18 protein-coding genes and 1 tRNA gene are annotated in these 20755 nt (G+C 75.0%); 11 read left to right on the forward strand and 8 right to left on the reverse strand.

Annotation, left to right across the window (positions count from 1 at the left end):
- Positions 1-101: 101 nt before the first annotated feature.
- Entirely contained in the window at positions 102-2399 is a 2298-nt protein-coding gene (locus tag IEV86_RS08520) for a sodium-translocating pyrophosphatase (protein WP_043607213.1), read from the forward strand.
- Between the two features lie 100 nt (positions 2400-2499).
- On the opposite strand, the gene IEV86_RS08525 is transcribed toward IEV86_RS08520, so the two are convergent.
- Positions 2500-3183 carry a hypothetical protein gene (locus IEV86_RS08525; RefSeq protein WP_043607215.1) on the reverse strand — a complete coding sequence of 228 codons (684 nt, stop codon included), beginning with the start codon at positions 3181-3183 and terminating at the stop codon, positions 2500-2502.
- A gap of 171 nt (positions 3184-3354) precedes the next feature.
- Between IEV86_RS08525 and IEV86_RS08530 the strand changes: the two genes are divergently transcribed.
- The 4 genes from IEV86_RS08530 (at position 3355) to topA (ending at position 9560) form a co-directional block, all read left to right on the forward strand.
- Entirely contained in the window at positions 3355-4077 is a 723-nt protein-coding gene (locus IEV86_RS08530; RefSeq protein WP_052426258.1) for an endonuclease/exonuclease/phosphatase family protein, read from the forward strand.
- A complete protein-coding gene (locus IEV86_RS08535; RefSeq protein ID WP_229734560.1) occupies positions 4074-5603 on the forward strand; it encodes a DUF7059 domain-containing protein in 1530 nt (509 codons plus the stop codon). Before IEV86_RS08530 ends, IEV86_RS08535 begins: the two co-directional genes overlap by 4 nt.
- Positions 5604-5634: 31 nt before the next feature.
- Positions 5635-6726 carry a phosphatase PAP2 family protein gene (locus IEV86_RS08540; RefSeq protein WP_081978766.1) on the forward strand — a complete coding sequence of 364 codons (1092 nt, stop codon included), beginning with the start codon at positions 5635-5637 and terminating at the stop codon, positions 6724-6726.
- A gap of 77 nt (positions 6727-6803) precedes the next feature.
- The gene (gene topA, locus IEV86_RS08545; protein WP_043607218.1) at positions 6804-9560 is read left to right on the forward strand and encodes a type I DNA topoisomerase; all 2757 of its coding nucleotides are present in this window, start codon (positions 6804-6806) and stop codon (positions 9558-9560) included.
- Between the two features lie 35 nt (positions 9561-9595).
- Here the strand turns inward: topA and IEV86_RS08550 are convergent, their stop codons facing one another.
- The gene (locus IEV86_RS08550; RefSeq protein ID WP_043607221.1) at positions 9596-9850 is read right to left on the reverse strand and encodes a CDGSH iron-sulfur domain-containing protein; all 255 of its coding nucleotides are present in this window, start codon (positions 9848-9850) and stop codon (positions 9596-9598) included.
- A gap of 168 nt (positions 9851-10018) precedes the next feature.
- Here IEV86_RS08550 and IEV86_RS08555 point away from each other — a divergent pair, with 168 nt between their 5' ends.
- Positions 10019-11041, forward strand: coding sequence for an iron-containing redox enzyme family protein (locus IEV86_RS08555; protein WP_043607223.1), 1023 nt, complete (start codon positions 10019-10021; stop codon positions 11039-11041).
- Here the strand turns inward: IEV86_RS08555 and IEV86_RS08560 are convergent.
- Complete coding sequence (locus IEV86_RS08560) at positions 11020-12051, reverse strand: PfkB family carbohydrate kinase (RefSeq protein WP_229734562.1); 1032 nt, start codon at positions 12049-12051, stop codon at positions 11020-11022. The two genes, IEV86_RS08555 and IEV86_RS08560, sit on opposite strands and share 22 nt — an antisense overlap.
- Before the next feature lie 56 nt (positions 12052-12107).
- On the opposite strand from IEV86_RS08560, the gene IEV86_RS08565 reads away from it, so the two are divergent.
- From IEV86_RS08565 to IEV86_RS08580, 4 genes are all read left to right on the forward strand, one after another.
- Positions 12108-13115: a Gfo/Idh/MocA family protein gene (locus IEV86_RS08565; RefSeq protein ID WP_043607228.1), complete on the forward strand. Its 1008-nt coding sequence runs from the start codon at positions 12108-12110 to the stop codon at positions 13113-13115.
- A gap of 109 nt (positions 13116-13224) precedes the next feature.
- The gene (gene tmk / locus IEV86_RS08570; protein WP_043607230.1) at positions 13225-13911 is read left to right on the forward strand and encodes a dTMP kinase; all 687 of its coding nucleotides are present in this window, start codon (positions 13225-13227) and stop codon (positions 13909-13911) included.
- Positions 13908-15044: a DNA polymerase III subunit delta' gene (locus IEV86_RS08575; protein WP_043607232.1), complete on the forward strand. Its 1137-nt coding sequence runs from the start codon at positions 13908-13910 to the stop codon at positions 15042-15044. The genes tmk and IEV86_RS08575 overlap by 4 nt, the downstream gene beginning before the upstream one ends.
- Before the next feature lie 59 nt (positions 15045-15103).
- Complete coding sequence (locus tag IEV86_RS08580; RefSeq protein ID WP_229734563.1) at positions 15104-16651, forward strand: alpha/beta hydrolase; 1548 nt, start codon at positions 15104-15106, stop codon at positions 16649-16651.
- A gap of 28 nt (positions 16652-16679) precedes the next feature.
- On the opposite strand, the gene IEV86_RS08585 is transcribed toward IEV86_RS08580, so the two are convergent.
- Positions 16680-17360 carry a DUF305 domain-containing protein gene (locus IEV86_RS08585; RefSeq protein ID WP_052426259.1) on the reverse strand — a complete coding sequence of 227 codons (681 nt, stop codon included), beginning with the start codon at positions 17358-17360 and terminating at the stop codon, positions 16680-16682.
- Positions 17357-17998: a thioredoxin-like domain-containing protein gene (locus IEV86_RS08590; RefSeq protein ID WP_043607234.1), complete on the reverse strand. Its 642-nt coding sequence runs from the start codon at positions 17996-17998 to the stop codon at positions 17357-17359. The genes IEV86_RS08585 and IEV86_RS08590 overlap by 4 nt, the downstream gene beginning before the upstream one ends.
- Positions 17999-18263: 265 nt before the next feature.
- On the opposite strand from IEV86_RS08590, the gene IEV86_RS08595 reads away from it, so the two are divergent.
- The gene (locus IEV86_RS08595; protein WP_043607236.1) at positions 18264-18524 is read left to right on the forward strand and encodes a hypothetical protein; all 261 of its coding nucleotides are present in this window, start codon (positions 18264-18266) and stop codon (positions 18522-18524) included.
- Between the two features lie 56 nt (positions 18525-18580).
- Here IEV86_RS08595 and IEV86_RS08600 read toward each other — a convergent pair.
- The 3 genes from IEV86_RS08600 to ligD all read right to left on the reverse strand — a co-directional run bounded on the left by IEV86_RS08600 (position 18581) and on the right by ligD (position 20677).
- Positions 18581-18656, reverse strand: a tRNA-Thr gene (locus tag IEV86_RS08600).
- 164 nt (positions 18657-18820) lie between these two features.
- Positions 18821-19501, reverse strand: coding sequence for an alpha/beta fold hydrolase (locus tag IEV86_RS08605; protein ID WP_229734564.1), 681 nt, complete (start codon positions 19499-19501; stop codon positions 18821-18823).
- A gap of 102 nt (positions 19502-19603) precedes the next feature.
- Positions 19604-20677: a non-homologous end-joining DNA ligase gene (ligD, locus tag IEV86_RS08610; RefSeq protein WP_043607239.1), complete on the reverse strand. Its 1074-nt coding sequence runs from the start codon at positions 20675-20677 to the stop codon at positions 19604-19606.
- Between the last annotated feature and the right edge of the window lie 78 nt (positions 20678-20755).

Below are 20755 nucleotides of genomic sequence, written 5' to 3' on the forward strand. Positions count from 1 at the left end.
CTTGCGGCTCACCCGTAGACTGCGCTTCTTCCGGGCCTCAGGGGGGCCCGTGGGACGCCCTCGGCAACGACGCCGGAGGGCCCGTGCGTCAAGGAGGACGGATGCCCTCGCTCGGAACATCGAGCCTCATCATCGTCGGGTTGATCGCCGCGGTCGCGGTGCTCTCGCTCGCGCTCGCGCTCGTGCTGCGTCGTCAGGTGCTGGCCGCCGGCGAGGGCACCACGAAGATGCAGGAGATCGCCACGGCCGTTCAGGAGGGGGCCGCGGCGTACCTCGCCCGCATGTTCAAGACCCTCGGGTTCTTCGCCGTGGCCGTGTTCCTGCTGCTCTTCCTGCTGCCCGGGGACACGGGCATCAAGGTCGGCCGGTCCATCTTCTTCCTGCTCGGCGCCGGGTTCTCGGCGGCGATCGGCTACCTCGGCATGTGGCTCGCGGTCCGTGCGAACGTCCGCGTCGCCGCCGCCGCGATGCACCCGAACGGCCGGACCGAGGGTGCGCGCATCGCGTTCCGGACGGGCGGCGTCGTCGGCATGTCCGTCGTGGGGCTCGGGCTGCTCGGCGCCGCGAGCGTCGTGCTGCTGTTCCGCGCGGACGCGCCCGCGGTGCTCGAGGGCTTCGGGTTCGGCGCCGCGCTGCTCGCGATGTTCATGCGCGTGGGCGGCGGCATCTTCACCAAGGCGGCCGACGTCGGTGCGGACCTCGTCGGCAAGGTCGAGCAGAACATCCCCGAGGACGACCCGCGCAACGCCGCGACCATCGCGGACAACGTGGGCGACAACGTCGGCGACTGCGCCGGCATGGCGGCCGACCTCTTCGAGTCGTACGCGGTGACGCTCGTCGCGGCGCTCATCCTCGGCAAGGTCGCGTTCGGCGAGCAGGGTCTCGTCTTCCCCCTCGTCGTCCCCGCGATCGGCGCGCTGACCGCCGCGCTCGGCGTCTACGTGACCCGCGTCCGCGGCAACGAGAACGGGCTCCGCGCGATCTACCGGGGCTTCTACCTCTCGGCGCTCGCCGGCGCGGTCCTGTCGGCGCTCGCGGCGTACGTGTACCTGCCGTCGAGCTTCGCGGGCCTCACGCCGCTCGGCGACGAGCTCCTCTCGGGCCAGGAGGGCGACCCGCGCTTCCTCGCGACCGTCGCGGTCGTCATCGGCATCGCGCTCGCGGGCATCATCCTGTGGCTCACGGGCTACTTCACGGGCACGACGTCGAAGCCGACGCTGCACGTCGCGCGCACGTCGCTGACCGGCCCCGCGACCGTCGTCCTGTCGGGGATCGGGGTCGGCTTCGAGTCGGCCGTCTACACGGCCGGCATCATCGCCGCGGCGATCTGCGGGGTGTTCCTCATCGCGGGCGGTTCGGTGTGGCTGTCCCTGTTCCTCATCGCGCTCGCGGGCTGCGGGCTGCTCACGACGGTCGGCGTGATCGTCGCGATGGACACCTTCGGGCCGGTCAGCGACAACGCGCAGGGCATCGCCGAGATGTCGGGCGACATCGACGCCGAGGGTGCGCAGACGCTCACGGACCTCGACGCGGTCGGCAACACGACCAAGGCCATCACCAAGGGCATCGCCATCGCGACCGCCGTCCTCGCGGCGACGGCCCTGTTCGGCTCGTACTCCGACGCGGTGCGCCAGGCGCTCGCGGGTCTCGGGGACGCCGTCGAGGACGCGGGCCTGGCGACCGCGATGCTGTCCTACGAGGTCATCTCGCCGATCACCCTCGTCGGCGTCATCCTCGGTGCGGCCACGGTGTTCCTCTTCTCGGGCCTCGCGATCGACGCGGTGACCCGTGCCGCCGGCGCGATCGTGTTCGAGGTGCGGCGCCAGTTCCGCGAGATGCCCGGCATCATGACCGGCCAGACGCGGCCCGAGTACGGCAAGGTCGTCGACATCTGCACGCGCGACTCGCTGCGCGAGCTCGCGACGCCGGGGCTCCTCGCGGCGTTCGCACCCATCGCGGTCGGCTTCGGTCTGGGCGTCGGCCCGCTCGCGGGCTTCCTCGCCGGGACGATCGGCGCGGGCGTCCTCATGGCCGTGTTCCTCGCCAACTCGGGCGGTGCGTGGGACAACGCGAAGAAGATCGTCGAGGACGGCAAGTACGGCGGCAAGAACTCCGACGCGCACGCCGCCGTCGTCATCGGCGACACCGTGGGCGACCCGTTCAAGGACACCGCGGGTCCCGCGATCAACCCGCTCATCAAGGTCATGAACCTCGTGGCGCTGCTCATCGCGCCCGCGGTCGTCCAGGTGAGCATCGGCCCGGACGCCAACCACGTGGTGCGCCTGTCGATCGCGGTCGTCGCGGCGCTCATCGCGTTCGGCGCGGTGATCGCGTCGCGCCTGCGGGCGGCGCGCGTCGACGCCGAGGCGCGGCTCGAGCACGAGGCGCACCTGGTCTGACACCTGGTCCGACACCTGGTCTGACACATGGTCCGACCCGGCCTACGGCAACGGCCCCGTCCCCCTCGTCGGGGGCGGGGCCGTCGTCGTGGGACCCGCGTCAGCGGCGCGTGAGCACCTGCTCGAAGTCCGCGATGGCGTCCGCGCCCTCGTGCTGCGGGACCAGGCGCAGCTCGGCGTCGTCGCACGTGTAGCGGAACTCGCCGCCGACGGCGAGCGCCGCCTGCTGCTGCTCCTGCATGCCGGGGACCTCGAGGGCCTCGCCGTCGACGGTCGTCTCGGTCGTCATCGTCACGCCGCTCGGGTCGACGTCGGTGATCGCGAGCGTGCCCTCGTCGGTCGCGGACCACGCACCGACGAGCGCGCCGTCCATCGCGCTGCGGACCTCGAGCGTCGAGCCCTGCAGGGTGAGGACCATGCGCGTGTCCACGCCGGAGTAGGTCGTCGTCACGGTGCCGTCCTCCGCGAACGTCATGTACGACTCGCCCGTGACCTCGATGACCGGGTCCTCGGGCAGGTCGAGCGACCCGACGATCGTGTCCGCCCCCGCCGCGGGGTCGGTCGTCCAGTCGCCGACGACGCAGTCGGTACCCGCCGCGGTGGCCTCGTCGTCGGCCGGCTCGTCGGTCGGCCCGTCGGAGGGCTCGGCCGACGGGTCCGTCCCCTCGCCGTCCTCGGACGCCGAGGACGTGGGGCCCGGCTCCTCGGGCTCGGACCCGCCGGTGCAGCCCGCGAGCGCGAGGGCGGCGCCGACGACGACGGCGGGGGCGAGGGACGGGCGCATCGGGTCTCCTGGTCGTGGGGCGGACGACGCGGGGCGGACGCGTGACGGTGCTGACCGGCGCGTCCCGTGAGCACCGGCGTGCGCCGACGACACCCGCGACGACCGCCATCGTGCCACGCGGCCCGCAGGGCGTCGGTGGTGCGCGTCCACCCGTCGCGGTCCAATAGGGCGGTGCGAGCCACCGACGTCCCGACCCCCGCAGCCCAGACCTCCGCGGCCCCGACCTCGGGTGCGCCCGGCGCCCTGCGCGTCCTCACCTACAACGTGCGCCAGCTGCGCGACGACGCGGCAGCGGTCGTCGCGGTGCTGCGCGAGGCGGACGCCGACGTCGTCGCGCTCCAGGAGCCGCCGCGCCTGCTGACCGGACGACGGCGCCTGCGCCGGCTCGCGGCCGACGCGGGTCTGACGGTCGCCGTCGCGGGCGGGGGCGCGCGGACCACGGCGCTGCTCGTGCGTCCCGGCCTGCCCGTCCACGGCGCGCGGTCGATGCGCCTCGCGTGGCGTCCCGGGCGCACGCGGCGCGGCCTCGCGCACGCGACCGTCGCGGGGGTGCACGTCGTGAGCGTCCACCTGGGGCTCACCGACGCCGAGCGCGCGAGCCACCTCGTGCGGCTGCTGCACCTGGTGCGTTCGAGCGGTGCGTCGGGCGTCGTCGTCGCGGGCGACCTCAACGAGGAGCCGGGTGGCCTCGTGCGGCGCGCGCTCGCGCTGCACCTGCACGACGCGACGGTCTCGGCCGGACCGACGTTCCCGGCCGCGCGGCCCCGTCGGTGGATCGACGCGGTGCTCGTCGGTCGCGGCCTCGTGGCGAGCGGCGCGCGGCGGCTCGAGGGCGAGGAGGCGCGCCGCGCGAGCGACCACCTCCCGCTGCTCGTCCAGGTGCGGGTCCCGTGACGCGCGTGACGCCGGGCCCCGTCACGGGTGCGCTGCTCGAGGCGCTCCGGGCGGACCTCGCCCCCTTCACCGTGGCCGCGGTCGAGGAGGTGCTCGGGCCGGTCGCGTCGGCGGCGCTGCACCGCGAGCAGCGCGTCCCCGCGCTGCGGGCCGCCGACCCCGCCGACCCCGTCGGTGCGCTCGTCCGCGCGTTCGTCCTCGGCGTCGAGGTGCCGCGCCGCGCGCTCGACGCCGCGCTGCCTCGCGTCGGGGCCGACGGTGCCGAGCGCCTGGGGCTCGTCGTCGCCGCGGGCGCCGACCACCACGACGCGGTGCGGGCGCACGTCGACCTGCGCCCGTACTCCGCGCACGACGCCGCGGGAGCGGTCGACTGGTGGATCGCGTCGGACCCGGGCGAGCTCGCGACCGGGGACGCGCTGCGCACGGACCACGTGCTCGGCGTGGGCGGTGCGTCGACCACGCTCGCGCAGGTCACGGTGCGCGACCCCCGCGGGCGCACGCTCGACCTCGGCACGGGCTGCGGCATCCAGGCGCTGCACGCCGCACGCCACAGCGACGCCGTCGTCGCGACCGACGTGTCGCACCGCGCGCTGGGCTTCGCGGCGTTCAACGCGTCGCTCGCGGGTGCGCGGCTCGACGTCCGGCACGGATCGATGCTCGACCCCGTGCGCGACGACGAGCCGTTCGACCTCGTCGTCTCCAACCCGCCGTTCGTCATCACGCCGCGACGCGGGATGCCCACGTACGAGTACCGCGACGGCGGCCGCGCGGGCGACCACCTGGTGCGCGACCTCGTCGTCGACGTCGGCGCGGTGCTCGCGCCCGGCGGCGTCGCGCAGCTGCTCGGCAACTGGGAGCACCGGCGCGGACAGGACTGGCGCGAGCGGGTCGGGGAGTGGGTCGACGCGTCGGGGCTCGACGCGTGGGTCGTGCAGCGCGAGGTCCAGGACCCCGCGGAGTACGCCGAGACGTGGCTGCGCGACGGCGGCACGACGGCCGAGCGCGACCCGGCCGGCTGGGCCGCGGCGTACGACGCGTGGCTCGACGACTTCGCGGCGCGCGACGTCGAGGCCGTCGGGTTCGGGCTGGTTCTGCTGCGCCGGCCGTCCTCGGGCGCACCGACGCTGCGGCGCCTCGAGGAGCGCACCGGGGCGGTGCGTCAGCCCCTCGGCGCCCACATCGCGCGTGCGCTGGCGGCGCACGACCTGCTCGAGGGCCTCGACGACGACGCGCTGGCCGGGCTGCGCCTGACGGTGGCCCCCGACGTGACCGAGGAGCGGCACCTCGTGCCCGGCTCGGTGGACCCGACCGTCGTGCTGCTGCGCCAGGGCGACGGCTTCGGCCGCGCGGTGCAGGCCGGCACCGCGCTCGCGGGACTCGTCGGGGCGTGCGACGGCGAGCTCGCGGTGGGGCAGATCGTCGGGGGTGTCGCGGTCCTGTTCGACGTGCCCGTCGCCGAGCTGCGCGCCGAGCTCCTGCCCCAGGTGCGGGACCTCGTGCGCGACGGGTTCCTGCTCCCGGCCTGACGCTCCCAGGGCCATCACCTAGCGTGGACGGATGGCGCCCGTCACCCCACCTCGTCCCGTCCGGCCCGTCCGGTCCGGTCGCCGTGCGCCCGCGCTGGTGACCGCCGCCCTGGCCGGCGCCGGGGTCCTCGCGCTCTGGTACGTCTTCGTCGCGACGCACACCGGCCAGGTCCTCGAGGCGGCCGCGTTCCAAGGCTCCGAGTACGGCGCGTCGCGGCTGTGGCGCGTCGCCGAGCCCGTGCTCGACGTGATCTCCGTCCCGTTCATCGCGATCGTCCTCGTCAGCGCGATGCTCGTCGCCGTCGTGCGGCGCCGCGCGGTGCTCGCGATCCAGGTGGCGGTCGTGACGGGCGGCGCGAACCTCACGACCCAGCTCCTCAAGCACTCGGTCCTCGACAAGCCCGACCACGGCGTGGGTGACCGGCTCGTCAACACGCTCCCGTCCGGGCACACGACCGCGGCGGCGTCCGTGGCCGCCGCGCTCCTGTTCGTCGTCCCGCGGCGCTTCCGTCCCGTGACGGCCCTGCTCGGGGCGGCCTACACGGCCGCGACCGGCGTCTCGACGCTCGTCGGCCAGTGGCACCGCCCGAGCGACGCCGTCGCGGGCGTGCTCGTCGTCGTCGCGTGGGCGGGCGTCGCTGCGGCGCTCGACGTCGACGGCCGGCCCGCCGTCGCGCGGCGCAGCGCCGTGCGGGGCGCGACCCTCCTCGTGCTGCTCGGGGGTGGCGCGGTGGCCGCGGCCGGTGCCCTCGTCGCGCTCGTGCGCAGCCGCGCGGACCTGCTCGCGGGAGACGAGCTCGACTCGCGGCTCGAGCTCCTCCAGGCGTACGGCGGAGGCACGCTGGGCGTGCTCGCGGCCGCCGCGGTGGGCTTCGCCCTCGTCCTGCTCGTGGTGGACGCCGCCGAGGCGCGGTGGGCGACGGCGGGCCCCGGCGGGGGTGCACCGACGGCGTCCGACGACGGCGCGGGGCCGCCCGTCGTGCGCGGTCGCGGGCCGTGGGGACCCGTCACCGTGGCCGACCCGGTCGGCCGTCGCACGCCCGCCCCGGCGCCGGACGCCCTGCCGGACGGTGGGGGCCGCCGCGGACCCGCGGCGCGGGGCGTCCTTGACGCGAGGACGTAGAGTGCGCATCCGTCGGGTCCGCCCGTCGTCCGGGCCGCCCGTCGCGGTCCGCCGCTGACGTAGGAAGCAGGTCGTCCATGCCGTCTGGTCGCAAGCTGGTGATCGTCGAGTCGCCGGCCAAGGCCCGCACGATCGCGGGCTACCTCGGTGACGGGTTCACCGTGGAGGCCTCGGTCGGTCACATCCGCGACCTGCCCCAGCCGTCCGAGCTGCCGGCCGACATGAAGAAGGGCCCGTTCGGGAAGTTCGCCGTCGACGTCGACAACGGGTTCGCGCCGTACTACGTCGTCGACGCCGACAAGAAGAAGAAGGTCGCGGAGCTCAAGCGGGCCCTGAAGGAGTCCGACGAGCTCTACCTCGCGACCGACGAGGACCGCGAGGGCGAGGCCATCGCGTGGCACCTCCTCGAGGAGCTCAAGCCCAAGGTCCCCGTCAAGCGCATGGTGTTCCACGAGATCACGCGCGAGGCGATCGCCCGCGCGCTCGAGAACACCCGGACGCTCGACGAGCGCCTCGTCGACGCGCAGGAGACCCGCCGCATCCTCGACCGCCTCTACGGGTACGAGGTGTCGCCCGTGCTGTGGCGCAAGGTCCGGCAGGGCCTGTCGGCCGGCCGCGTGCAGAGCGTCGCGACGCGCCTCGTGGTCGAGCGCGAGCGCGAGCGCATGGCGTTCCGCCCGGCCGACTACTGGGACGTGCGCGGCGAGTTCCGCGTCTCGGCCCCCGCGGACGAGTCCGCCCAGGGCGCGTTCCCCGCGCGCCTGGTGCAGGTCGACGGCGCGCGCGTCGCGACGGGCCGCGACTTCGACGACCAGGGCCGGCTCACCGGACGCGGCGTCGTCCACCTCGACGAGGGCAGCGCGCGGAGCCTCGTCGAGGGCCTCGCCGACGCGGCCTTCGAGGTCCGCAGCGTCGACACCAAGCCCTACACGCGCAAGCCCGCGATGCCGTTCACGACGTCGACCCTCCAGCAGGAGGCGTCCCGCAAGCTGCGCATGAGCTCGCGGCAGACCATGCGCACCGCGCAGTCGCTGTACGAGAACGGCTACATCACCTACATGCGCACCGACTCGCCGTCGCTGAGCACGCAGGCGACGGACGCCGCCCGCCGCCAGGCCGCCGAGCTGTACGGGCCCGAGTTCGTGCCCGACCGCCCGCGCGTCTACGCGACCAAGAACAAGGGCGCCCAGGAGGCGCACGAGGCGATCCGTCCCGCGGGCGACTCGTTCCGCACGCCCGCGCAGGTGGCCCGCGAGCTGTCCGGTGACCAGTTCCGCCTGTACGAGCTCATCTGGAAGCGCACGGTCGCGTCGCAGATGGCCGACGCGCGCGGGTCGACGGCCTCCGTCCGCCTCGGCGCCGTCGCGACGGACGGGCGCGACGCCGAGCTGGCGGCCTCCGGCACCGTGATCACGTTCCGCGGGTTCCTCGCGGCGTACGAGGAGGGTCGCGACTCCGAGCGCTACGGCGACGGTGCCGACACCCCCTCCGAGGGTGCGTCCGACGGCGGTGAGCGCAAGGGCGAGACGCGCCTGCCGAGCATGGCCGCGGGCGACGCGCTGTCGCCCGACCGGCTCGACGCCGAGGGCCACACCACGACGCCCCCGCCGCGCTACACCGAGGCGAGCCTCATCCGGGCGCTCGAGGAGCGCGGGATCGGGCGGCCCTCGACCTACGCCGCGACGATCTCGGTGATCATGGATCGCGGGTACGTGCTCTCGCGCGGCCAGGCGCTCGTGCCGAGCTGGCTCGCGTTCGCCGTGATCCGGCTGCTCGAGGAGCACTTCGACCGCCTCGTGGACTACGACTTCACCGCGGCGATGGAGAACGACCTCGACCAGATCGCGGCGGGCCAGGTCGACCGCGTCGAGTGGCTCACGCGCTTCTACTTCGGCGACGCGTCGCGCGGCGACGCCGGCGAGGGCCTGCACCAGCTGGTCGAGGACCTGGGCGACATCGACGCCCGCGAGATCAACTCGGTCCCGATCGGCGAGGGCATCACGCTGCGCGTGGGGCGCTACGGGCCCTACCTCGAGGGACCGCCCGCCGAGGGCGGCACGGAGAGCCGTCGAGCGTCGGTCCCCGACGACCTCGCGCCGGACGAGCTCACGGTCGCCAAGGCGCTCGAGCTGCTCGAGACCCAGGCCGACGGCGACCTCGTCCTCGGCGAGGACCCGTCGACGGGCACGACGATCGTCGCGCGCAGCGGGCGCTACGGGCCGTACGTCACCGAGCTCCTGCCCGAGCCCGAGCTCGACCCGTCGCTGTCGGCCGCCGCCCGAAAGAAGGCGCTCGCGGCCGCGCCCAAGCCGCGCACCGCGTCGCTGTTCAAGAGCATGCAGCTGCAGACCATCACGCTCGACGACGCGCTGCGCCTGCTCTCGCTGCCCCGCGTGGTGGGCGTCGACCCCGAGAGCGGCGAGGAGATCACCGCGCAGAACGGCCGCTACGGGCCGTACCTGAAGAAGGGCACCGACTCCCGCACGCTCGCGAGCGAGGACGCGCTGTTCGACGTCACGCTCGAGGAGGCGCTCGCGATCTACGCGCAGCCCAAGCGCGGTCGCGGCGCGACGGCGGCCGCCCCCCTGCGTGAGCTCGGTGACGACCCGGTCTCGGGCAAGCCCGTCGTCGTCAAGGACGGACGCTTCGGCCCGTACGTGACCGACGGCGAGACCAACGCGACGCTCCGCAAGGAGGACGCGGTCGAGAGCGTGACGCTCGAGCGCGCGGCCGAGCTGCTCGCCGAGAAGCGCGCCCGCGGCCCGGTGAAGAAGACGCGTCGCACGACGACGGCCAAGAAGACGACGACCCGCAAGCCGGCCGCCAAGAAGTAGCGGTCACGCGGCTCGGCTCTGCCCGGCGGGGGCGCTCAGCCCGACGCGTCGGCGCACGACGGCTCGTCGTCGGTGCGGAAGCCGACGACCTTGTGGCTCCCGTCGCAGTACGGCTTGATGCCGGACGCGCCGCACCGGCACAGGGCGACGGTCGCGCGTCGGCGCGGTGCGGGGCTGCCGTCCGCGAGCAGGATCTCGACGTCGCCGCGCACGAGGAGCGGCCCGTCGGGGCACGCGGTGATGGACGCCCACGGGGCGGCGACGGCTGCGGACGGCTCGGTGGGGCTCACGTCGGCAGTCAACCTCGACCTCCCGGCTCGCGCGCGTCGAGCGGACGGGCGCTGCGGATGCGACGCCCGCACCCCGCTGGCAGCCTGGTCGTGGACCCGGACGTCCCGGGCACATCCCAGGCACCGTCGCCGCGGGCGGTTCCGCCGCCCGCACCCAGGAGGACACCGATGCGCCGTCCGACGCCACGCGGACCCCTCAGCAGCGCGCTGCTCACCGCCCTCGCGGGCGAGCCCGGCCCCGCGCCCGCCGTCGTCGAGGAGGCGCGCCGTGTCGTCGCGTCCGGCACCGACGTGCTGGCCGACGACGACGTCCAGATCGCGCTCCTGGTGATGTACGAGCTGCACTACCGCGGCGTGGACGGCGTCGACGACGCGTGGGAGTGGGAGCCGGACCTCCTGCTGGCCCGCCGGGAGCTCGAGACGGCGTTCGAGGCCGCGCTCCGCGCCCTCGTGCCCGTGCCGGCGACCACCGCGCGCACGGCCGACGAGGTCGCGCGGGCGCTGTTCGAGTTCACGTCCGCCGACGACGGCCCGAGCGTCTCCGCGTACGTCGCGAAGAAGGCGACCGACGAGCAGCTCCACGAGTTCGTCGTGCAGCGGTCGATCTACCACCTCAAGGAGGCCGACCCACACAGCTGGGCGCTGCCGCGCCTGACGGGCCGGCCCAAGTCGGCGCTCGTGGAGATCCAGGCCGACGAGTACGGCGGCGGGCGCCCCGGGCACATCCACTCCGAGCTCTTCGCGGGCACGATGCGCGCGCTCGGCCTCGACGACGCCGACGGCGCGTACGTCGACGTCGTGCCGGCCCGGACGCTGGCCTCGGTGAACATGATGAGCCTGTTCGGCCTGCACCGGCGCCTCCGCGGCGCCATCACGGGCCACCTCGCGGCGTTCGAGATGACGTCGTCGATCCCGTGCCGCAAGTACGCGAACGGCTTCCGGCGCGCCGGCTACGGCGACGACGTCACGTTCTACTTCGACGAGCACGTCGAGGCCGACGCGGTGCACGAGCAGATCGCGGGCCGCGACCTCGCGGGGGCGCTCGCCGAGCTCGAGCCCGCGGTCCGCGACGACGTGCTGTGGGGTGCCAAGGCCTACCTCGTGGTGGACGGCCTGGCTGGTGCCGAGATGCTCGCCGCGTGGGAGACCGGGCGCAGCTCGCTGCGTCGTCAGCTGCCGCTCGCGGCCTGACCGCCGGTCAGCTCCGCGCGCGCCGCGGCGAGCGCGTGCTCGTCGTCGGCCCAGCCGTGCGCGCCGCCCGCCCCGCACGACCGCGACGCGACCCCGGTCGCGAACCGCAGGCCCGCCGCGGTGTCCGTCGCGCTCGCGTCGGCCGCGTCCGGGCCGGCGTGGTGCTGCGCCCACCACGCGAGGAGCGCACCGTGCAGCACGTCGCCCGCCCCGAGGGTGTCGACCACGGCGACGGGGGCGACCGGGACGGTGAGGCGGCGTCCGTCGACGAGCACGTCGACCGGGTCGCCGCCGTGCGACCGGGCGACCACGCCCGGCCCGAGGCGGGCGACCGCGGCGAGGTCGCCGTCGTCCGTCCCGTCGTCGTCGCCCGCGTGGTCGGGCGGGACGCGGAGGTCCGCCGAGAGCACCGCGACGTCGACGTGCGCCAGCAGGTCCTCCAGGCCCGGCTTCCACGAGCCGCCGTCGAGCAGGACCGGGATCCCGCGCGACCGCGCGGCGCGCGCGACGGGGATCGCGAGGTCGAGGTGGTGACCGTCGACCAGGACCGCCGCGACGCCGTCGAGGACGTCGTCCGGGACGCGGTCGTCCTGATCGACCGCGCGGGCGTCCGTGCCGTCGTCGGCCGCGCGCGTCGCGTTGACCGAGGCGACCGCGCGCTCACCCGTCGCCGCCGTGACCAGCACCGTCGAGACCGCGGGCGAGGCACCCGGTGCGGCGACGTCGACCACCTCGACGCCGCGGCGCGCGAGGTCGCCGGCGACCACCCGGCCGACGGGGGAGTCGCCCACGCGCGTCAGCAGCCGCGCGTCCAGGCCGAGCAGGGCGCACGTGACCGCGGCGTTGGTGGCCGGACCGCCCGCGGCGACGAGGAGGTCTCGCGCGACGACCTTCTCGTCGGGTCGGGGGACCCGGTCGACCGTCTGGACGACGTCGAGCGTCGCGAGCCCGCAGGCGAGCACGCGCGGGGGTGGGGTCACGCGCGCGGGCCGGGTGCCGTCGTCGCTCACGGGACCGAGCCTAGGGTCGTCCCCGGAGAGCCGGGCGTCGCCACTACCGTTGCCCCATGACGACCGCCGAGGACCCCCGCACCGCACCGACGCTCCGCTGGGGCGTCCTGGCCCCGGGCGGGATCGCCCACACGTTCGCGAAGGCGGTCCTCGGCCACACCGAGGGCCGGATCGTCGCGGTCGGCTCGCGCAGCCTCGACCGCGCCGAGCAGTTCGCGCGCGAGTACGACGTCCCGACGGCCCACGGCACCTACGAGGACCTCGTCGCGGACCCGGACGTCGAGGCGGTGTACGTCGCGTCGCCGCACTCCGAGCACCGCGACCACGCGCTCCTGGCGATCGCCGCGGGCAAGCACGTCCTCGTCGAGAAGTCCTTCACGCGCAACGCGGCCGAGGCGCAGGAGGTCGTCGACGCGGCCCGGGCCGCGGGGGTCTTCTGCATGGAGGCCATGTGGACGCGCTTCCTGCCGCACGTCGTCGAGCTGCGCGCCGCGCTCGAGCGCGGCGAGATCGGCGAGGTCGTGAGCGTGCTCGCCGACCACGGCCAGGCCTTCGGCCACCTGCCGTCGACGCACCGCCTGCACGACCCGCGGCTCGCCGGCGGCGCGCTGCTCGACCTCGGCGTGTACCCCGTCTCGTTCGCGCACCACCTGCTCGGCGCGCCCGACCGGGTCCAGGCGCTCGGCTCGCTCACGCCGACGGGCGTCGACGGCCAGATCAGCATCGCGCTCGGGTACGGCGAGCGGGTCCAGGCGTCGCTGCACACGACGCTGTGGTCACGCACGGCGACGACGGCCGTGATCGGCGGCACCGAGGGCCGCATCGAGGTCGCGAGCGACTTCTACCGCCCGACGACGTTCACGGTCGTGCGTGCCGACGGTGAGCGCCGCACGGTCGAGGGGCTCGTCGACGGCGGCTTCCAGTACCAGGCCGCCGAGGTCGCGCGGCGGGTCGCGGAGGGTGCGACCGAGAGCCCGCTCATGACGTGGGACATGACGCTCGACGTCATGCGGACGATGGACGAGGTGCGTCGGCAGGTCGGCGTCGCGTACCCGGGGGAGTGACGAGCGGCCGGCCCGGCCGAGGAGGTCGGGCCCGCCCGCGCGCGGTGGCGTGAGGTGCGTGCGCTGCCGCCCGTGCAGCCGTGTCGGCCGCTGTGGCTACCCTGACGCCGTGACCGAGGACCGCACGACCGACCGCCGTGGGCTCTTCGTGTCGTTCGAGGGCGGCGACGGGGTCGGCAAGTCGACGCAGCTCGCGCTGCTCGGGGGCTGGCTCGCCGGTACCGGGCGCGAGGTCGTCACGACGCGCGAGCCGGGCGGCACGCCGCTCGGGCTCAGGCTGCGCGAGCTCGTGCTGCACGGCGAGCACATGGGTCCGCGGGCCGAGGCGCTGCTCTACGCGGCGGACCGTGCGCACCACGTCGACACGGTCGTGCGACCCGCGCTCGCCCGGGGTGCGGTCGTCCTGACGGACCGGTACCTCGACTCGTCGGTCGCCTACCAGGGTGACGGGCGCGCGCTCGGCGCCGACGAGGTCGAGCGGCTCTCGCTCTGGGCGACCGAGGGTCTCCTGCCCGACCTCACGGTCCTGCTCGACCTCGACCCGGCGGTCGGCCTCGCGCGGCTCTCGGGTGCGCCCGACCGGCTGGAGAGCGCGGGCGACGACTTCCACGCGCGCACGCGGCGCGCGTTCCTGGACCGGGCGGCCACGGGTGGGGACCGGTGGCTCGTCCTCGACGCCGCGGAGCCCGTCGAGGCGGTGCACGCCGCGGTGCGGGCACGCGTCGCGGCGCTCGTGGGGGCAGAGGGCTCGTCGTCGGCGGTGCCCGGGCCGGCGTCGTCCGGGTCGCGCGCATGAGCGTCTGGGACGACGTCGTCGGTCAGGAGCGCGTCGTCGACGTGCTGCGCGCCGCGGTGCACGAGCCGTCCGCGATGACCCATGCGTGGCTGGTGACCGGACCGCCCGGTTCCGGGCGGTCGAACGCCGCGCGGGCGTTCGCTGCGGCGCTCCAGTGCGAGGAGGGCGGCTGCGGCCGGTGCCAGGCGTGCACGACGGCGCTCGCCGGGACCCACGCCGACGTCACGGTGGTCGCGACCGAGAAGGTCACGTTCACGATCGACGAGGTGCGCGACCTCATCGGCGTCGCGCAGCGCGCGCCGTCGCAGGGCCGCTGGCGCGTCGTCGTCCTCGAGGACGCGGACCGCATGACCGAGCGCACGTCGAACGTGCTGCTCAAGGCGATCGAGGAGCCGCCGCCCCGCACCGTGTGGCTGCTGTGCGCGCCCAGCCCGCAGGACGTCGTCGTGACGATCCGCTCGCGGTGCCGGCGGGTCGCCCTGCGCGTCCCGCCCGTCGCGGACGTCGCGGCGCTCCTCGTGCAGCGCGACGGCGCCGACCCCGCCGTCGCCGACGCGGCGGCCCGTGCCGCGCAGAGCCACATCGGGCTCGCGCGCCGCCTCGCCCGCGACCCCGAGGCCCGCAGCCGCCGCGCGCGCACGCTCGAGCTCGCGGCCGCGATCCGGGGCGTCGGCGACGCCGTGCTGACCGCGGGTGAGCTCGTCGAGGTCGCGACCGCCGAGGCCAAGAGCGCGACCGCGGACCGCGACGCAGCCGAGCGCGCTGCGCTGCTGCACAGCCTCGGGGCCGACGGCGGGCAGACCCTCCCGCCCGCGCTGCGTGCGCAGGTGCGCCAGCTCGAGGAGGACCAGAAGCGGCGCGCCACGCGCGCCCAGCGCGACGTCCTGGACCGCGCGCTCGTCGACCTCCTCTCGCTGTACCGCGACGTCCTCGTGCACCAGCTCGGCGCCGGCGTCGACCTGGTGAACACGGGTGCCGCGGACGTGGTCGAGCGCCTCGCGGGGGAGGGCACGCCCGAGCAGACGATCCGCCGCATGGACGCGATCGGCGAGGCGCGGACGCGCCTGGCCGGCAACGTCGCACCGCTCCTCGCGGTCGAGGCCATGGCGGTCGCGCTGCGCCCGCAGGGCTGAGTCGCGGGCTGCGCCCGGGGCCCGGTCGGGTGTCAGGGCCACGGGTTACCGTTCTCCCCGTGCTCGTGACCTCCCCCCGGCCCGCCGCCCGCCTGACGGCGCGCACACTCGTGCGCTCCCTCGCAGGCGGCCTCGTCGCCGTGCTCGCCCTCGCCGGCTGCGTCGCGCCCAAGGAGCAGTCGACGCCGGGCGCTCAGGACGGCTGGAGCATCGAGGCCTTCTACGCGCAGGGCGTGGTGTGGGAGGAGTGCGGCGACGCGGAGTGCGCGACGGTGCGGGCACCGCTCGACTGGGACGACCCCGAGGAGGGCGGGATCGACCTCGCCCTCAAGCGCCACCGCGCCACGGGTCCGGCGGACGAGCGCATCGGGTCCCTGCTCATCAACCCGGGTGGACCCGGCGCCTCGGGGGTCGAGTTCCTCGACTACGCCGTCGCGAGCACGTTGAGCGACCGGCTCCTCGCGGCGTACGACGTCGTCGGCTTCGACCCGCGCGGCGTGGGGTCTTCGAGCGCGGTCGAGTGCGGCGACGACGCGGAGGTCGACGAGTTCTTCGCGGAGTACCGGCCGATCGAGAGCCAGGCGGACCTCGATGCGGCGCGGGCCGTCGTCCGCGAGTTCGGCGAGACGTGCGCCGAGGACACCGGACCTCTGATCGGTGAGATCGACACCGCGAGCGCGGCGCGTGACATGGACCTCATCCGGGCGCTGCTGGGCGACGAGCAGCTCTACTACGCGGGCTTCTCGTACGGGACGCTCCTGGGTGCGGTGTACGCCGACCTGTTCCCGGACCGTGTCGGGAGGCTCCTGCTCGACGGTGCGCTCGACCCCTCGAACGGCAGCGACGAGTTCGTCGCTGGTCAGGCCGAGGGCTTCGAGGACGCACTGCGGAGCTACGTCGAGTACTGCCTCGCCGGCCAGGGCTGTCCCCTGACGGGCGACGTCGAGGACGGACTCGACCAGGTGTCAGCACTCGTCGACCGGATCGGCGAACGTCCCCTGCGGGCCGGCGACGGGCGCGAGCTGAACAGGCGGATGGCGTTCTACGGCCTGGCAGCTGCTCTCTACGACGACGAGAGCTGGAGCTATCTCACGCTCGCGCTCGAGGAGGCCTTGACCCGCGACTCCGGGCAGACCCTGTACCAGCTCGCCAACCTCTACCTCCGCCGTGATGCGGACGGGACGTACACGAGCAACATGATGGTCGCGTTCAATGCGATCAACTGCCTGGACTACGCCACCGTGGAGAGGGGCTTCGACGAGTTCTCGGCGTTCGCCGACGAGCTCGAGAAGGTCGCCCCGACCTTCGGGACCTCTTTCGCGGAGGTCACGTGCGAGTCGTGGCCCGTCGAGCCGGTCGGCGAGCGCGACACGGTCGACGCACCGGGTGCCGCGCCGATCCTCGTCGTGGGCACGACGGGCGACCCGGCGACCCCCTACGAGTGGAGCGTCGCGCTGGCCGAGCAGCTCGAGTCGGGGACCCTCCTCACGTGGGAGGGCGAGGGTCACACGGCCTACGGGCGCGGTGACGCGTGCGTGACCGAGACGGTCGACGCCTACCTCGTGGACGGGGTCGTCCCCGAGGACGGGGCCGTCTGCGGGCGCTGAGCAGCCGCGCGCTCAGGGCGGACGGCGCTCAGCCGTCGGCGCCGCCACGGGCGGCGAGGAGGTCCTCGAGCACCGCGATCTCGGCCTCCTGGGCGCGGGCGATCGACCCGGCGAGGTCACGGACCACCTGCTCGCGCGCCTCCTGCGCGGCGTGCTCCGCCATGTCGACCCCAGCGACGTGGTGGTCGATCATGAGGGTGAGGAACAGGCGCTCGGCGTCTGTCCCCTCGAGGCCCGCGAGCTCGTTGAGCTCGGCCCGGGTCGCCATGCCGGGCATGAGCCCGTCGGCCGTCAGCGCGGCGGCCTCGTCGTCGTGCCCGTGCTCGCCGTCGGACATCCAGGTCATGGCCGGCTCGCGGACGTTCTGCGGCAGCCCCCACGACTCGAGCCACCCGTACATCTGCCCCGCCTGGTGCTGCTGCGTGAGCTGGATGTCGAGCGCGAGCGAGCGGATCTCGGGGTCGTCGGTCGCCTCGCGGACGAGGGTCGCCATCTCGACGGCCTGGAGGTGGTGGTCCTGCATGTCGCGCGCGAACCCCGCGTCCACGGGGCTCACGGCCTGACGCGACCAGAGCAGGACGACGACGGCGGCCAGCACGAGCAGCGCGCCGACCACGGCCGCCGCGACGGCGCGGCGCGACCTCCGGGTCGCCGCGGCGGTGGTGACGCCCTCGGGCCCGCCGTCGGCGGCCGGCGCCGCGCCCGTCACGCGACCGGCGTCCCGACGCCCCCGAAGCACGCGGCACCCGGCTCCGGGGTCTGCTCGCCCTGGAGGTACCGCTCGAGGAAGACGTCGACGCGCGGGTCGTCGGCGGACTCGAGCTCGAGCTGGTGGCCCCACGCGGTCAGCACGACCGGCGCGTCGAGGTCCTCGTAGGGGCTCACGAGCGCGTACGCCTCGCCGGTCGCCTTCTCGGTGAGCGCCGCGACGTCGTCAGCCGGGAGCGACGGGTCGTAGGCGATCCAGACGGCGCCGTGCTCGAGCGAGTGGACGGCGTTCTCGAGCGGCACCTCCTCGTCGTAGACGCCGCAGTTGAGCCACGCCGCGCTGTGGTCGCCACCGGCGGGGGGCGCGGTCTCGTACTCGACCGGGCCCTCGACGTGGTTGGCCGGCAGACCCTCGAACACCTCGACGCCCTCGATGGGAGCCGACGCGGCGGCCTCGAGCTCGGCGTTCTGCCGCGCCTGGTTGACGATCGGGACGGCAGCGGCGCCGACGAGACCCACGACCACGGCGCCCGTGGCACCCCAGATCACGAGGCGCCGCTTGCGGTCGGCGCGCTCCTGCTCGGCGCGGAGCGCGGCGAGACGCGCCTCGCGGTCGCGGTTCTGCTGCTGCTTGCTCACGTGACTCCTCGCGTGGACGGCCCGACGGCGGGGTTGATGCTTCAACCAACTCGACGATAACCGGTGGGTGCCGGAGCGCCCAAGCCCCCGTCCGCCGGACGGAGGTGAGCGGTCGCGGCCCGGCGACGCGACGGACGGTACCGCGGCCGGCTGAGGAGACCGGACCCTCGACCACCCTCGACCGCGTCCGGGACCTTCGCCCCTCGCTCCGGCCGCGCGCCGGGCGGAGCGTGGAGGTGCAGGGCCCCTCGGGAGGGAGCACGCCATGACCACCTCGGTCGAGCACCCGGAGCACCGTCCACGCCGGTGGGACGACCTCACCGACCGCCAGAAGACCGGCGTGCTCATCGGGGCGTCGGTCCAGCTGGCGCTCGCGGCGACCGCCTGGACGGACCTGTGGTTCCGTCCCGCGGCGCAGGTCCGCGGGAGCAAGTCCGTGTGGGCCGCGGTGATCGCGGTGAGCTGGGTGGGCCCGGTCCTGTACCTCTGGCGCGGCATCCGGCACCGCGTCCCCGCGATCCCGTAGGGGGTGCCCGCCCGGGAACGGGCGACGGGACCGGGATGATCCCGGTCCCGTCGTGGTGGAGCCGCCTAAGGGAATCGAACCCTTGACCTTCTCATTACGAGTGAGACGCTCTGCCGACTGAGCTAAGGCGGCGCGCTCGCCGCGGCGAGCGGGGCCTACTGTACCCACCGCCGCGCGCGTGTCCAAAGCGACGCCGTCCGGGCCCGGTCACGCCGGGCCGTCGTCGTCGAGACCGGTCGCGGGCTCTCCCGCGGCGACGCACCCGGCCCCCGTGCCGGAGGCCCGTGGGGTGCGCGTCAGAGGACCGCGGCGGGGGTGCGGTGCGCGTGCTGCGGGCGCAGCGCCGCCGGGACGTGCGGGTGACGCAGCGCGCGCACGGCCTCGCCGAGGAGCCGGTTGAACTCGAGCGGCGCGTGCAGGTTGACGTCGTGACCGGCGCGGGGGACGACCGTCAGCCGCGCGGCCGGGTGCGCGGCGACGAAGCGGCGCTCGTCGAGGCGCAGGGGGTCGCGCGCGCCGTTGACGAACCAGACCGGCAGGTGGACGACCCGCAGGTCGCGCAGGAACGAGTGCCCGCGCAGCGCGTGCAGCATGTCGGTGACGACGTGCCACGACGCGCTCGCCGACGGGCGGAACGCGCGGACGGCCCGGGCGGCGAGGTGGCGGTAGACGCTGAGCGGCTTGCCGCGGACCTCGGTCGAGCACCCGGCGAGGAGGACGCCGGCGAGCTTGTGCTGGAAGCGGGCCGCGTACGAGAGCGACGAGTAGCCGCCGAGCGACATGCCGACGAGCAGCGGCGGCGTGGCGCACGCCTCGACCGCCTCGTCGATCGCGGCGTGCGCGCTCTCGAGCGTGAAGCGCTCGTCGGCGCGGGTGCCGTGCCCGGGCAGGTCGACGGTCACGCAGTGGTGGCCCGCACGGCTCATCTCCGCGACCTGCTCGGTCCAGATGGCCGACGAGGTGCGGACGCCGTGCACGAAGACGATGGGTCTGATGGTCGTTCCTCACGCGGGCGGGGACGGTCCTTCCGTCACGGTAACGCCGCCGGGCGCGCGTCTCATCCCGGACCGGTCGTGCGGTCACCCCTCCTTGGGTCGGTCGCGGTCCTTGGAGGGCTGGACGCGCTTGGGCTCGCCCGGCATCTTCGGGTACTCCGGCGGGTAGGGCAGGTCGCCGTGGCCGTGGTCGCGCTCGTCCTTGTCGGCCAGGTCCAGGAGGGGGCGGATCGAGAACCGCTCGGCGGCACCCGCCACGAGCGGCGCGTACAGGTCGCCCACCTGCGCGAAGCGCGCGGGGACCGTCGTCACGTCGAAGTCGTCCGGGTCGACGTCGGGCAGCTCCTCCCAGGTGACCGGCGTCGACACCGTCGCCCGCGGGTTCGCGCGCACCGAGTACGCCGACGCGATCGTCCGGTCGCGTGCCATCTGGTTGTAGTCGACGAAGATCTTCTGCCCGCGCTCCTCCTTCCACCACTTGACGGTGACGAGGTCCGGCAGCCGCCGCTCGAGCTCGCGGCCGAGCGCGATCGTCGCGCGTCGCGCCTGGGTGAACGTCCACCGCGGCTCGATGGGCACGAAGACGTGGACGCCGCGCCCGCCGGAGGTCTTGGGGTAGCCCTCCATGCCCATCTCGTGCAGGATCGCGCGCACCTCGGGCGCGACGCGCGCGGCGTCGTGGAAGTCCGTCCCGGGCTGCGGGTCGAGGTCGATGCGGAGCTGGTCGGGCGCCTCGACGTCGTCGCGCGTCACCGGCCACGGGTGGAACGTCACCGTGCCGAGGTTCGCCGCCCACGCGACGACGGCGAGCTCGGTCGGGCAGACCTCGTCGGCCGTCCGCCCGCTCGGGAACGCGATCGTCGAGGTCTCGACGTAGGGCGGGGCGCCCTGCGGGAGGCGCTTCTGGTAGAAGGCGTCCCCGCTGTTGTCGGCCCGGGTGGACAGGCGCGCCCCCTCGAAGACCCCCTTGGGCCAGCGCTCGAGCGTCGTCGGCCGGTGCAGGAGCGCGCCGAGGATGCCGTCGCCCACGGACACGAAGTACTGCACGAGGTCGAGCTTGGTCAGGCCCCGCGCGGGGAAGTACTCGCGGTCGGGGTTGGTGACCCGGACGGTGCGGCCGCGCACCTCGAGCTCGGTCGCCGGCGTCGTCGCTGCCATGCGCACACGCTAGGGGTCCGTGATCGGCAGGGCGAGGGGGCGCGGGGGAGAGCCGAGGGGGCCAGGGCGGTGGGACGG

Origin of the sequence: Cellulomonas carbonis, from assembly GCF_014636275.1 — a bacterium.
Lineage (GTDB): Bacteria > Actinomycetota > Actinomycetes > Actinomycetales > Cellulomonadaceae > Actinotalea > Actinotalea carbonis.